Here is a 13,118-nt window from a genome sequence, read left to right as displayed (position 1 = left end):
AGCAGCCCGCCACGCTGTGGGCGGAGTCGGGTGACGACCAGTCCGGCGCAGGCGGATCGTCGCCGACGCAAGACGGCACCCAAGCGCACGACCGCACCCAGGCGCACGGTGACGCAGCCCGTGCCGAAGCCGATGCCGCGGCCCTGGCCGAAGCGGCCGGCAACTCCGCCGTCCAGCACCTGTCGCCGGCGTTCCCGGATCGGGCCGCCTGGGGCACGGCCTCGAAGCTCCGCGCCTGGCAGATCGAAGCGCTCACGAAGTACTTCGAGAAGGAACCCCGCGACTTCCTCACGGCCGCGACCCCCGGCGCCGGCAAGACCACCTTCGCGCTGCGGCTGGCGACCGAGCTCCTCGCCCGCGGCACCGTCGACCGCATCGTCGTCGTGGCCCCGACCGAGCACCTGAAGCGCCAGTGGGCCGACTCCGCCGACCGTGTGGGCATCCGGATCGACCCGATGTTCAAGAACGGCGACGGCATGTTCGGCCGGCACTACCAGGGCGTCGCGATCACCTACGCCCAGGTCGGCATGAACCCCGAGGTGCACAAGCGCATCACCGAGGGCGGCCGCACCCTGGTCGTCCTCGACGAGGTCCACCACGGTGGCGACGCCCTGACGTGGGGCGACGGCATCAGGGAGGCGTTCTCCGGCGCGACCCGCCGACTCTCGCTGTCGGGGACCCCGTTCCGGTCCGACACCGCACCGATCCCGTTCGTGCAGTACGCCCCCGACGAGCAGGGCATCCGCACCTCGATCTCCGACTACAACTACGGCTACGGCCGCGCGCTGAAGGACGGCGTCGTCCGCCCGGTGCTGTTCATGGCCTACGCCGGACAGATGCGCTGGAAGACCCGGATGGGCGACGAGATGTCGGCCTCCCTGGGTGAGCAGGTCACGAAGGACATCACGGCCCAGGCCTGGCGCACCGCGCTGTCGCCCGAGGGCGAGTGGATGCCGGCCGTGCTCTCCGCCGCCGACAAGCGCCTGACCGAGGTCCGTCGCGGTGTGCCCGACGCCGGCGGTCTGGTCATCGCCACCGACACCACCACGGCGCGCGCCTACGCCCGGATCCTGCAGCAGATCACGGGGGAGCGTCCCACCGTGGTGCTCTCCGACGAGGCCGCCGGGTCGAGCCGCATCAGCGCGTTCGCCGAGGACACCTCGCGCTGGATGGTGGCCGTCCGCATGGTCTCCGAGGGCGTCGACGTCCCACGGCTCTGCGTCGGCGTGTACGCCACGAGCGCGAGCACGCCGCTGTTCTTCGCCCAGGTGATCGGCCGCTTCGTGCGTGCCCGTCGCCGCGGGGAGACCGCGAGCGTCTTCCTGCCGAGCGTCCCCGGCCTGATGGCCCTCGCCGCCACCCTCGAGCTCGAGCGCGACCACGCCCTCGACCGCCCGAAGGACGCCGACGACGGCATGTACAACCCCGAAGACGCGATGGTCGCCGAGGCCAACAAGGAAGACCGCGCGTCCGAGAGCCTGCTCGAGGTCCAGCCGTTCGAGGCGCTCGACTCGCAGGCGTCGTTCGACCGCGTCCTCTACGACGGCGGTGAGTTCGGCACCGGCGGCGAGGTCGGTTCCCTCGAAGAGCTCGACTTCATCGGCATCCCCGGGCTCCTCGAACCCGATCAGGTGCGCGACCTCCTGCGCGCGCGACAGGCGACGCAGGCGAAGCGTTCCAAGGGCCGCACGGCCAAGGACGGCATGCCGAAGCCGCCCGAGCCCGACCGACCGATGTACATGACGATCAAGGAGCAGCGCACCGAGCTCGCCCGGCTCGTGTCGATCTGGTCCCGCCACTCGAACGAACCGCACGGATCGATCCACGCCGAACTCCGACGGATCAGCGGTGGCCCGGCCGTGGCGCAGGCGAGCATCGAGCAGATCCAGAAGCGCATCGACATCCTGCGCTCCCGCATCGGCGGACGACGGTGACCGCGGCGTGATCGAGCCGGTCGACGACCGCACCTGGTACGTCAAGCGCGACCCCGAGGCGTCACCCGAGGCGATCATCGACCGCTTCGGCGGGGGCTACCGACTGCGCCGCTTCTCGCTCACCGAGTCCCGCCGCACCCCGCACGGGGTGTTCACGGGGCCCGAACTGGCCGAGACCGCGTGGTGGCGGCTCCGCGACAGGCCGCGGAACTCATGACGCGCCAAGCCAAAGTCCGGTAGACCGGAGGAATGGCAGACTCGATCCCTCACGTCCTCGTCCTCGGCGGCGGCTCCGCTGGCTACACCACGGTCAAGCAGCTCCAGAAGCACGCGGCCACGGTGCCCATGCGCATCACCCTGGTGGACCAGAACACCTACTACACGTACCTGCCGTTCCTGCCCGAGGTCGCCGGAGGCCACATCGCGCCGAAGGACGTCACCGTCGAGCTGCGCCGTGCACTGCGCAAGACCCGGGTGATCCAGGGCAAGGTCACCGCGATCTCCTCGGCGGACAAGACCGTCTCGATCGCGACCGCCGGCGGCGACGACCGCACCCTCGGCTACGACCACCTCGTCGTCGCCCTCGGTTCCGTCACCCGCACCTTCCCGACCCCCGGGCTCGAGGAGTACGGCGTCGGCTTCAAGAGCGTCGAAGAGGCCGCCTACGTGCGCGCCAAGCTCCTCGACAACATCGCGAAGGCCGCTGCCACCCGCGACGAGGACGAGCGTCGCCGTCTGCTGACCAGCGTCTTCGTCGGCGGTGGCTACACCGGCGTCGAGGCGATCGGTGAGCTCTTCGACGTGTCGCAGGCCGCCATCAAGACCTACCCGTCGCTCGCCGGTGAGCAGCCCCGCTGGGTGCTCATCGACGCCCTCGACCGCGTCGCGCCCGAGGTCGGCCCGGAGCTGTCCAAGTGGACGCTCGAGTCGCTCCGCGCCCGCGGCATCGACGTCCGCCTGAAGACCACCATGCCGAGCGCCGAGGGCGGTGTCGTCAAGTTCTCCGACGGCGACGAGTTCGCCACCGGCCTGCTCGTCTGGACCGCGGGCGTCAAGCCGAACCCGCTCCTCGACGCCTCCGACCTGCCGCGCGGGCCGAAGGGCCACCTCGCCGCGAACGCGAAGCTCCAGGTCGAGGCCGAGGACACCCACCAGGTCGTCGAGGGCGTCTGGGGCCTGGGTGACGTCGCGCAGGTGCCCGACCTGACCGCCGACAAGCAGCCGGCGTTCTACCCGCCGAACGCGCAGAACGCCGTCCGTCAGGCCGTGGTCGCCGCCGACAACATCGTCGCGACCATCACCGGCAAGCCGCTCGAGGAGTACCGCCACCCCTCCATCGGCACCGTCGCGTCGTACGGTGTCGGCAAGGGTGCCGCGAACATCAAGGGCATCAAGATGACCAACCTGCTCGCGTGGCTCGCGCACCGCGCGTACCACGTGTACGCGATGCCGACCCTGAACCGGAAGGCCCGCATCATCATCGGCTGGATCACCGGTGCCGTTTCGGGTCGCGACGCGACCTCGCTCATCAAGGAGACCGACCCGCGACGCAACTTCGTCGAGGCGTCGAAGAGCTAGGAGACGGAACGCGGCATCAGGCCGCAATTTCGTCGAGGCGTCGAAGAGCTAGACGCACCCACAGATCGGACGGGAGGCGCGGTGCCAGCTGGCACCGCGCCTCCCGTCCGTGCGTGCGGACGACCACCGACTGTCCGCCATCTGCAGACCTGGGTCCGTTCCAACGTGCCGCGCGCCAGCGTGGACGTGCCGAACGAGAGGAGCGCCCATGCGCGCCATGACCTACCGCGGGCCCTACCGGGTCCGTGTCGAGGAGAAGCCGGACCCCCGGATCGAGCACCCGAACGACGCGGTGATCCGCGTCGAGCGGGCGGCGATCTGCGGATCCGACCTGCACCTGTACCACGGCATGATGCCCGACACCCGGGTCGGGCACACGTTCGGCCACGAGTTCATCGGGGTGGTCGAGCAGATCGGCTCGTCCGTCGAGACCCTGTCGGTCGGGGACCGCGTGATGGTCCCGTTCCACATCTCGTGCGGGACCTGCTGGTTCTGCGCCCGCGGCCTGTTCACCAACTGCCACAACGTGAACCCGAACGCCACGGCGGTCGGCGGGATCTTCGGGTACTCGCACACCACCGGCGGCTACGACGGCGGCCAGGCCGAGCGTGTGCGGGTGCCGTTCGCCGACGTCGGTCCGCAGGTGATCCCGGACTGGCTCGACGACGACGACGCCCTGATGATGACGGATGCCCTCGGCACCGGGTACTTCGGGGCACAGCTGGCGTCGATCCGCGAGGGCGACACCGTCGTGGTGCTCGGTGCCGGACCCGTCGGGCTCTACGCCGCCAAGTCCGCCTGGCTGATGGGCGCCGGGCGGGTCATCGTCATCGACCAGTTCGAGTACCGGCTCGAGAAGGCGCGGACGTTCGCCCAGGCCGAGACGATCAACTTCGCCGAGGTCGACGACGTCGTGCTCGAGATGAAGAAGCAGACCGACTTCCTCGGTGCGGACAGCGTGATCGACGCCGTCGGAGCCGAAGCCGACGGCAACTTCACGCAGCAGGTCACCGCCACGAAGTTCAAGTTGCAGGGCGGGTCGCCGGTCGCGCTGAACTGGGCGATCGACGGCGTGCGCAAGGGTGGCACGGTGTCGGCGATGGGCGCCTACGGCCCGATCCCGAACCTGGTGAAGTTCGGCGACGCGATGAACAAGGGCGTCACCATCCACATGAACCAGGCCCCCGTGAAGCGACAGTGGCCACGCCTGCTCGAACACATCCAGGCCGGGCACCTGAAGCCGAGCGACATCATCACGCACCGCATCCCGCTCGAGCACATCGCCGAGGGGTACCACCTGTTCTCGTCGAAGCTCGACGACTGCATCAAGACCGTCATCGTCCCGTGAAGGAGCGTCCCGTGACCGACGACACCGCGTCCTCGCACACGCCGTACATCGCCGACCCGCCCCGTCGCGTCCCCTCGGCCGACGAACTCCGGGCGCGTATCCCCGGGTGGGGGAGCGACCTCGACGTCGCCGACCGCCCGTCGGTGCCGAAGCTCTCCCGCGAGGCCGGCTCGGCCACCGGTGCCCACTGGGTGGTCCCGCCGCAGCAGGACGGAGCGAACGGCCGGGAGCGCTCCATCGAGCACGCCCACGTGACGCCGGTGTTCGGCACCGCGCAGCCCCTGCACGGCGTCGCCGGGATCGTCCGGCGGTACGCCTACCGGCGGTTCAGCGAGGGCCGCCTGGCGCACTGGATGCTGCTCGTCGTGGGGGACCGCCTGGACGTCGCGACGCACCGGGTGACCGATGCGCTCCGGGGTCGGCCGGACCGGGTGATCAGCGAGACCGGTGTCGCGGCGGAGCGGGGGAACCACCCCGTTGCGTCGCGCCTGGCGTCGAGTCGGTCGGACTGGCGGCACCAGGTGCTCGATCCGGTCGTCGCGAACTGGGGCTGGCTGGCGGCGCTCGGTGCCGTGGTGCTGGTGGTGCGGCGGGTGCGCCGCTCGCGCTGAGCGCGCGTGCCGCCGTGCCGCCTTCGGGACCTGGTGCGGCGTTGCGTGCTGGGTGCGCGCCTGCAGCGCCGCACGGTGCGCGGAACCGCGCACGGGGTGTCGGAGTGTGCACAGTGCGGCCTGGAGGCGCGTGGCGGCCCCGCCCCGCGCCTCCAGTGCGCACGGTGCCGGGTCTACCGCCTGGTGCGGCGTTGCGCAGTCGGTGCGAGCATGTACGCGCCGCACGGAGTGCGCAACCTCGCGCGGAGTGGCGGCGCTCGCACACGCCGGCGCGGATCGCCCTGAGCGCAGCGAAGTGGCACCCGAGGCGGTGACGCCCTGAGCGCAGCGATGGCGGCACGCGCCGGGAAGACGCAACAGAAAATGCCCCCCGACCGAAAGGTCAGGGGGCATGCATTTCTGTGTCCGAAGGGGGACTTGAACCCCCACGCCCTAATACGGGCACTAGCACCTCAAGCTAGCGCGTCTACCAATTCCGCCATCCGGACTGGATGTATGGCGTTCGAACCGGGTTTCCCCGGCCTTCCTGCCGAGAGAAAACACTAGCACGGCTCTGAACGCGCGATGAACACGGTCGCGCATCCCGGGCGAGTCCTGCCCGCGCTGTCCCGGCGACGGGGTCGGTGCCGACCGATACCGTGGAGCCATGACGAACCCGGAGCCGTCCGAGCCGCAGTCCGTGCCCGAGCTCGAGGCCACCGCGGCGATCGCCCGCGACCTCATCCGCATCGACACGACGAACTGGGGCGAGGGGAAGTCCCGTGGGGAGACGGAGGCGGCCCACTACGTCGAGGACAAGCTCCGCGCGCTGGGCCTCGAGCCGCAGTTGTTCGAGTCGGAGCCAGACCGGGTGAGCGTCGTGGCGCGGGTGCCGGGTCGGAACCGTGACAAGCCGGCGCTCGTGGTCCACGGGCACCTCGACGTGGTGCCGGCGGATCCGGCGAACTGGTCGGTCGACCCGTTCGGCGGTGTGGTCAAGGACGGTTCGCTGTGGGGTCGGGGCGCCGTCGACATGAAGAACATGGACGCGATGATGCTCACGTCGCTGGCGGACGTCATCGAACAGCACGGTGCGCCGGAGCGTGACCTGGTGATCGCGTACTTCGCCGACGAAGAGGCCGGGGGAGTCCTGGGTTCCCACCACGTGGTCGACCAGCACCCGGAGGTCTTCGCGGGGGCGTCGGCGGCGATCAGCGAGGTCGGCGGGTACTCGATCACGCTCGGTGACCGTCGCGCCTACCTGCTGCAGACCGGCGAGAAGGCGCTCATGTGGGTGAAGCTGATCGCGCGCGGCACCGCTGCCCACGGCTCGCACGTGATCCGCGACAACGCCGTCACGAAGCTCGCAGCGGCGGTCGCCCGGATCGGCAGCGAGGAGTGGCCCGTCCGGCTCTCGGCCACGACGGATGCGATGGTGGCCGAGGTGGCGCGGTTCCTCGGGGTCGACCCGACGGTGACCGGCCCGGACGAGGTCGCGCTGGCCACCGGCTCGGCATCGCGGTTCATCCACGCTGCCCTGCACACCACCTCGAACCCGACGGTGCTGACGGCCGGCTACAAGCACAACGTCATCCCGGACACCGCCGAGGCCCTGGTCGACATCCGCTGCCTGCCGGGTGACGAGGAGTCCGTGCTCGAGCGGGTGCGGGAGCTCGCCGGACCCGAAGTCGAGGTGGTCATGTCGTTCCGCGACATCGGCCTCGAGCAGGACTTCGGCGGCCCGCTGGTCGACGCCGTCCGCGACGTCCTCGGCCGGCACGACCCGGGCGCACCGGTCCTGCCGTACCTGCTGTCCGGCGGCACCGACAACAAGGCGCTCTCGACGCTCGGCATCGCGGGGTACGGGTTCGTGCCGCTGCAGCTGCCGGCCGGTGTCGACTTCCCCGCGATGTTCCACGGCGTGGACGAGCGGGTGCCGCTCGACTCGCTGGCGTTCGGTCGGCGGGTGCTGGGCGACCTGCTCGCCACGTACTGATATTGTTCATGGTCGCCGTCGTGGCGGTGCCCTGACCGACCTCCCCCTGAAAGGCCCGTGCGATGCACATCCTCGAGGCGATCTTCCTCGGCTTCGTCCAGGGGCTCACCGAGTTCCTGCCGGTGTCCTCCAGCGCGCACCTGCGCATCGTGGGGCTCTTCCTGCCCGACGCGAAGGACCCCGGAGCGGCCTTCACCGCCGTGACGCAGCTCGGCACCGAGACCGCGGTGCTCATCTACTTCTGGAAGGACATCACCCGCATCATCGGGCGGTGGTTTCGGTCGGTGGTCAAGCGTGACGTGCCGAAGGGCGACCCCGACGTCCGGCTCGGCTGGCTGGTGATCCTCGGCACGATCCCGATCGGGGTCGCCGGGCTCCTGCTCAAGGACTCGATCGAGACCACGTTCCGGTCGCTCTGGATCGTCGCGATCGTCCTCATCGTGTTCGGTGTCGTGCTCGGGGTGCTCGACCGTGTCGGCCGCAAGGAGCGCCGGATCGAGCAGATGACGTTCCGTGGTGGTCTGCTCATCGGCCTGGCGCAGATGCTCGCCCTGGTGCCCGGTGTGTCCCGTTCCGGTGCGACGGTGTCGATGGGTCTCGCCCTCGGGTACACCCGCCCGGCGGCCGCGCGCTTCGCGTTCCTGCTCGCGATCCCGGCGGTGTTCCTGTCCGGGTTCTACGAGGCCGCGACGAGCCTCGGCAACCACGGCTCGCCGTTCGGACTCGCCGACACGCTCATCGCCACCGTCGTCGCGTTCGTGGTCGGGTTCGTCGTGATCGCGGCGTTCATGAACTACATCAGCAAGCGCAGCTTCATGCCCTTCGTCGTTTACCGGATCGCACTCGGTATCGTGCTCATCGTGTTGTTGTCGCTCGGAGTGATCCAGCCGTGAGGGCCTGGCAGGCCCCATCCGTCCCCGACGTCCCCGGCGCCGCGCCCCGACCGGTCGTCCACGACACCGCGACGGGCAAGCCGGTGGACCCCGCCCGCGACGAGGACCGTGCCGCGCTGTACGTCTGTGGCATCACGCCGTACGACGCCACGCACCTCGGCCACGCGGCGACGTACCTGGCGTTCGACACGCTCGGCCGTGCCTGGCGTGACGCGGGGATCGACGTCGAGTACGCGCAGAACGTCACCGACGTGGACGACCCGTTGCTCGAGCGTGCCGCCCGCGACGGCGTCGACTGGCGTGAACTCGCTGCGTCCCAGGTCGACCTGTTCCGTCGCGACATGGAGTCGCTCCGGATCCTGCCGCCGGACGACTTCGTGGCCGTCACCGACGAGGTCGAGCGCGTCGCCGAGGCGGTCTCGTTCCTGCAGGAGTCCGGCTACGCGTACGAGGTCCCGACCGACGGCGCCGAGGGCGACGACCTGTACTTCGACGTGAACCGCCCCACCGACGCGTGGACCCTCGGTGACGAGAGCGGCCTGGACCGCGAGACGATGCTCGCCCTCGCGGCCGAACGCGGCGGCGACCCGGATCGTCCGGGCAAGCGTGACCCGCTCGACCCGCTGCTGTGGCGCGCGGCGCGTGACGGCGAGCCGGCCTGGGACACCGAGATCGGCCCCGGTCGCCCCGGCTGGCACATCGAGTGCAGCGTCATCGCCGGTGACCGCCTCGGGCTGCCGATCAGCGTGCAGGGCGGCGGGAGCGACCTCGTCTTCCCGCACCACGAGATGAGCGCCGGGCACGCTGCTGCCCTCGCGCACCAGCCCCTCGCGAACGCGTTCGTGCACACCGGGATGATCGCCTACCAGGGCACGAAGATCTCGAAGTCGCTCGGCAACCTCGTCACCGTGCGCGGGCTGCTCGACGACGGCGCCGACCCCCGTGCCATCCGGCTCGCGCTGCTGTCGCACAAGTACTCCGACGACTGGGAGTGGTTCGACACCGAGCTGACGAGCGCCCAGACGCGGCTCGCCGGCTGGGATGCCTGGGCCTCGGGAGCCTCCGCCGGGCACGCCGACGACGCGGCGGACGTCGCGGCACGCATCCGCGCGCGGGTCTCCGACGACCTGGACACCCCCGGTGCCGTCGCTGCGGTCGACACGGCGATCGCCGGTGGCACGGCGTGCACGCCGGAGCTCCTCGACCTGATCGACGCGCTGCTCGGCATCCGCCTGGCCTGACGCGGGCCGCGACACGGTCGCGTGCGTGCCGCCGAGGGGTCAGGAACTGTCACCCGGGCGGGCCGCAGCCGACGGTTCGCGACCACTCGCCGGAGGTGAGCGGCGTGTCCTGACCGCTCGCGGCCGCCGGTCGGGAGGCCCGTGGCGGGGCCGACCCGTGCCTCCCGTCCGCCGTGTGGTCGCAACACGTCGCGTGCGTGCCGCCGAGGGGTCGGAAACCGTCGCCGGGGCGGTCGGCAGCCGACAGTTCGTGACCACTCGCCGGACGTGAGCGGGGTGTCGTGACCGTTCGCGGCCGCCGGACGGGAGGCTCGTGGCGGCCCTGCCACGGGCCTCCAGTCCGCGGAGTGGTCGCGACACGTCGGGTGCGTGCTGCCGAGGGGTCAGGAACTGTCGCCCGGGCGGGCCGCAGCCGACAGTTCGTGACCACTCGCCGGACGCCCACCACGGACAGGAGGCACGGTGCCAGCCGGCACCGTGCCTCCTGTCCGTCAGCGGGTGACGGCTACTGCTGGGGCCGCCACGGCCCCTCGCCACCGGCGGTGCCGCCGTCCTTGCCGTCCTTGCGCTCACGGCGACGGAGGTACTGCTCGAACTCCTGCGCGATGGCGTCGCCCGAGGCCTCGGGGGAGTCGACGGTGTCGCGCGCCTGCTCGAGCTGCCCGATGTAGGACGCCATGTCCTCGTCGTCGGCGGCGAGGGCGTCGATGCCCTCTTCCCACTCGGTGGCGTCGTCGAGCAGCGAGCCACGGGGCACGGTGACGTCCGTGAGCTCCTCGATCTTGTCGAGCAGCGAGAGCGTGGCCTTGGGCGAGGGCGAGTTGTGCACGTAGTGCGGCACCGACGCCCACAGGGACAGCGTGGTCAGCCCGGCCTTGTCCATGGCGTCGGCGAGGACCCCGAGGATGCCGGTCGGGCCCTCGTACGAGGACTTGTCGACGTCGAACGCGGCACGGACCCCGGCGTCCTCGCTCGACACGAACACCGAGATCGGCCGGGTGTGCGGGACGTCGGCGAGCATCGCACCGACGAAGACGACGGCGTCGATCGAGTAGACGTCCGCCAGGTCGATGATCTCCGAGCAGAAGCCCCGCCAGGTGCGCGAGGGTTCCGGGCCGACGAGCACGAAGACGTCACGGTCGGTGGGGGAGCCGGTGGCGCCGATGACCGGACGCCCCTCGGCACCGGGGCCGTGCAGCACGATCCGGGGCCACTGCACGCCGCGGTCGCCGTTGTCGTCGGTGCCGACGGTGGGCCGGTTGAACTGGTAGTCGACGTACCGCTCGCCGTCGAGCTCACGCAACTCGTCGAGGCCGAGCGACTCGACGATGCGACGCGCCAGACCGCTCGCGGCCTCGCCGGCGTCGTTCCAGCCCTCGAAGGCGACGACGAGCAAGCGACCGTCGCTGAAGGGGGAGTGCTGTGGCACGGAGCGGACCTCCTGGTGGTGGAGCGGAGCGGGGCGGGAGCGATGCCCCCGGCCGGACACGATTCAGGCATCCACTGTAGGCCCAGGGGGTGTCGGCGCACGCGCGCGTCCGCGCCCAGCGGAACGGCCCAGGTAGACTCGTCGCCCGTGACCGCGCATCCTCCTGCCCTCGTCCCGCCCGCAGCCGTGCTGTGGGACATGGACGGCACGATCATCGACACCGAGCCGATCTGGCAGCGGTCCCAGGTCGACCTGACGAACCGCTACGGCGCCGAGTGGACCCACGAGGACGGCCTGTCCCTGGTCGGGTCCGGCCTCGAGCGCTCCGGTGAGCTCCTGCGCGCCAAGGGCGTCGACATGGAGGTCGAGGAGATCATCCAGTGGATGACCGACTACGTGATGGAGCACCTGCGCGCCGGTGAACTGCCCTGGCGGCCGGGTGCCCGTGAGCTCGTCGAGGAGCTCCACGCCCGCGGCATCCCGACCGCCCTGGTCACGATGTCCCGTCGCAAGATGGCGCTCGTCGCCGCCGAGGCCCTGGGCGAGCGCGGCTTCCGCGTCGTCGTCGCCGGCGACGACGTCGACCGCCCGAAGCCGTTCCCGGACGCGTACCTGTCCGCCGCCGCGCAGCTCGGCGTCGAGCCCACCGCGTGCGTCGCGATCGAGGACTCCGCCACCGGCGTCGCGTCGGCCGTCGCCTCCGGCGCCGTCACGGTCGCCGTCGAGCACATCGTCCCGCTCTCCGAGATCGCCGGCGGCGACGTGCACCTGACCACCCTGGCTGGGGTCGACGTCGACCGTCTGGTCGAGTTGACGACGCCGGCACTGGCCGCACGGGCTGGAGGCGCGGTGTCGGAACCGGCGCACGCTGCGGACACCGAAGGGGTCACCCGATGAGCCACACCGACGACGCACGCGACGAGGCGGACGCGAGCAGCGCCTCCAGTCCGACCGCGGACCCGACCGCAGCCCTCCCGCACACCGCGGGCGGCGCTCCGCACACGCCGCCGCGCGGCCCGTTCCGGGCCGGCGACCGCGTGCAGCTGACCGGTCCGAAGGGCAAGCTCACGACGCTGTCGCTCGAGACCGCGGGTGAGTACCACACGCACCGCGGGGTGCTCCGGCACGACGACGTCATCGGCCAGCCCGACGGCTCCGTCATCCGGGCGAGCACCGGTGACGAGTACCTCGCGCTCCGTCCGCTGCTCAACGACTACGTCATGTCGATGCCGCGTGGTGCCGCGATCGTCTACCCGAAGGACGCCGCGCAGATCGTGGCCTTCGCGGACGTCTTCCCCGGCGCCCGCGTGGTCGAGGCCGGCGTCGGTTCGGGCGCGTTGTCGCTCTTCCTGCTCCGCGCGATCGGCCCGACCGGGCAGCTGCAGTCGTTCGAGCGCCGCGAGGAGTTCGCGGCGATCGCGAAGGGCAACGTCGGCACCTTCCTCGGGGCCGTCCCGGACAACTGGTCCGTCACCGTCGGTGACCTGGTCGAGTCGCTGCCCGACGCGACCGAGCCGCAGAGCATCGACCGGGTCGTACTCGACATGCTCGCGCCGTGGGAGTGCGTGGACGCCGCGGCCGACGCCCTCGTGCCCGGCGGACTCATCGTCTGCTACGTCGCGACCGTCACGCAGCTTTCCCGCACGGCCGAGGCCCTGCGTGACACCGGACGCTTCACCGACCCGATGCCGAGCGAGACCCTGGTGCGCACCTGGCACGTCGAGGGCCTCGCCGTCCGCCCGGACCACCGCATGGTCGGGCACACCGGGTTCCTCATCACGGCACGACGCCTGGCCGACGGCACCGTGCTGCCGAACCTGAAGCGCCGCGCGGGCAAGGCGGAGTTCTCGGACGAGGACATCGAGGCCTGGACCCCCGGCGCCGTGGGCGAGCGGGCGACGAGCGACAAGAAGCTCCGCAAGGTCGCCCGGCAGTCGGCGGCGCAGGCGCGCAAGGTCGCGGCGGCCGAGGCGTCGTCGGCGGCGGATGGTGCTGTGGCTCCGTCCGAGGGCGCTGTGGCTTCGTCGGATGTCGCTGCGGCTCCGTCCGGGGCCGTCGAGGACGAACGGTAGGCTGACGGCGTGCCCGTCCTGTATCGAACGGAAAGAG

Annotated in this window: 11 protein-coding genes and 1 tRNA gene; 10 read left to right on the top strand and 2 right to left on the bottom strand. The window is 71.2% G+C overall.

Annotation, left to right across the window (positions count from 1 at the left end; translation table 11 throughout):
* The first annotated feature begins 143 nt into the window (after window positions 1-143).
* The 5 genes from DEJ29_RS09560 (at window position 144) to DEJ29_RS09540 (ending at window position 5,471) form a co-directional block, all read left to right on the top strand.
* The gene (locus DEJ29_RS09560) at window positions 144-1,934 is read left to right on the top strand and encodes a DEAD/DEAH box helicase (RefSeq protein WP_111089390.1); all 1,791 of its coding nucleotides are present in this window, start codon (window positions 144-146) and stop codon (window positions 1,932-1,934) included.
* A 7-nt stretch (window positions 1,935-1,941) separates the two neighbouring features.
* Window positions 1,942-2,151 carry a hypothetical protein gene (locus tag DEJ29_RS09555; protein ID WP_017887301.1) on the top strand — a complete coding sequence of 70 codons (210 nt, stop codon included), beginning with the start codon at window positions 1,942-1,944 and terminating at the stop codon, window positions 2,149-2,151.
* A 32-nt stretch (window positions 2,152-2,183) separates the two neighbouring features.
* Window positions 2,184-3,512, top strand: a complete 1,329-nt coding sequence (locus tag DEJ29_RS09550) for an NAD(P)/FAD-dependent oxidoreductase (RefSeq protein WP_027465651.1) — start codon at window positions 2,184-2,186, stop codon at window positions 3,510-3,512.
* A 208-nt stretch (window positions 3,513-3,720) separates the two neighbouring features.
* Window positions 3,721-4,860, top strand: a complete 1,140-nt coding sequence (locus DEJ29_RS09545) for a zinc-dependent alcohol dehydrogenase (RefSeq protein WP_111096010.1) — start codon at window positions 3,721-3,723, stop codon at window positions 4,858-4,860.
* A gap of 11 nt (window positions 4,861-4,871) precedes the next feature.
* A complete protein-coding gene (locus tag DEJ29_RS09540; RefSeq protein ID WP_258376036.1) occupies window positions 4,872-5,471 on the top strand; it encodes a CxxCxxCC domain-containing protein in 600 nt (199 codons plus the stop codon).
* A gap of 402 nt (window positions 5,472-5,873) precedes the next feature.
* Here DEJ29_RS09540 and DEJ29_RS09535 read toward each other — a convergent pair.
* Window positions 5,874-5,959 (bottom strand) — tRNA-Leu (locus DEJ29_RS09535).
* Between the two features lie 158 nt (window positions 5,960-6,117).
* Between DEJ29_RS09535 and DEJ29_RS09530 the strand changes: the two genes are divergently transcribed.
* The 3 genes from DEJ29_RS09530 to mshC all read left to right on the top strand — a co-directional run bounded on the left by DEJ29_RS09530 (window position 6,118) and on the right by mshC (window position 9,580).
* Window positions 6,118-7,446, top strand: a complete 1,329-nt coding sequence (locus tag DEJ29_RS09530; protein WP_111096009.1) for a M20/M25/M40 family metallo-hydrolase — start codon at window positions 6,118-6,120, stop codon at window positions 7,444-7,446.
* A 62-nt stretch (window positions 7,447-7,508) separates the two neighbouring features.
* Window positions 7,509-8,339 carry an undecaprenyl-diphosphate phosphatase gene (locus DEJ29_RS09525; protein WP_111096008.1) on the top strand — a complete coding sequence of 277 codons (831 nt, stop codon included), beginning with the start codon at window positions 7,509-7,511 and terminating at the stop codon, window positions 8,337-8,339.
* Window positions 8,336-9,580, top strand: a complete 1,245-nt coding sequence (mshC, locus tag DEJ29_RS09520) for a cysteine--1-D-myo-inosityl 2-amino-2-deoxy-alpha-D-glucopyranoside ligase (RefSeq protein WP_111096007.1) — start codon at window positions 8,336-8,338, stop codon at window positions 9,578-9,580. The genes DEJ29_RS09525 and mshC overlap by 4 nt, the downstream gene beginning before the upstream one ends.
* 505 nt (window positions 9,581-10,085) lie before the next feature.
* Here the strand turns inward: mshC and DEJ29_RS09515 are convergent.
* Window positions 10,086-11,009: a proteasome assembly chaperone family protein gene (locus DEJ29_RS09515; RefSeq protein WP_111096006.1), complete on the bottom strand. Its 924-nt coding sequence runs from the start codon at window positions 11,007-11,009 to the stop codon at window positions 10,086-10,088.
* A gap of 147 nt (window positions 11,010-11,156) precedes the next feature.
* Between DEJ29_RS09515 and DEJ29_RS09510 the strand changes: the two genes are divergently transcribed.
* Together DEJ29_RS09510 and DEJ29_RS09505 are read left to right on the top strand one after the other, a co-directional pair.
* Window positions 11,157-11,906 (top strand): HAD family hydrolase, encoded by a 750-nt coding sequence (locus tag DEJ29_RS09510; RefSeq protein ID WP_258376035.1) that lies wholly within the window; start codon window positions 11,157-11,159, stop codon window positions 11,904-11,906.
* Window positions 11,903-13,081 carry a tRNA (adenine-N1)-methyltransferase gene (locus tag DEJ29_RS09505; RefSeq protein ID WP_111096004.1) on the top strand — a complete coding sequence of 393 codons (1,179 nt, stop codon included), beginning with the start codon at window positions 11,903-11,905 and terminating at the stop codon, window positions 13,079-13,081. Before DEJ29_RS09510 ends, DEJ29_RS09505 begins: the two co-directional genes overlap by 4 nt.
* Window positions 13,082-13,118: the final 37 nt, after the last annotated feature.

Origin of the sequence: Curtobacterium sp. MCPF17_021 (assembly GCF_003234605.2) — a bacterium.
Lineage (GTDB): Bacteria > Actinomycetota > Actinomycetes > Actinomycetales > Microbacteriaceae > Curtobacterium > Curtobacterium flaccumfaciens.
This window is presented reverse-complemented; position numbering and strand designations above follow the sequence as displayed.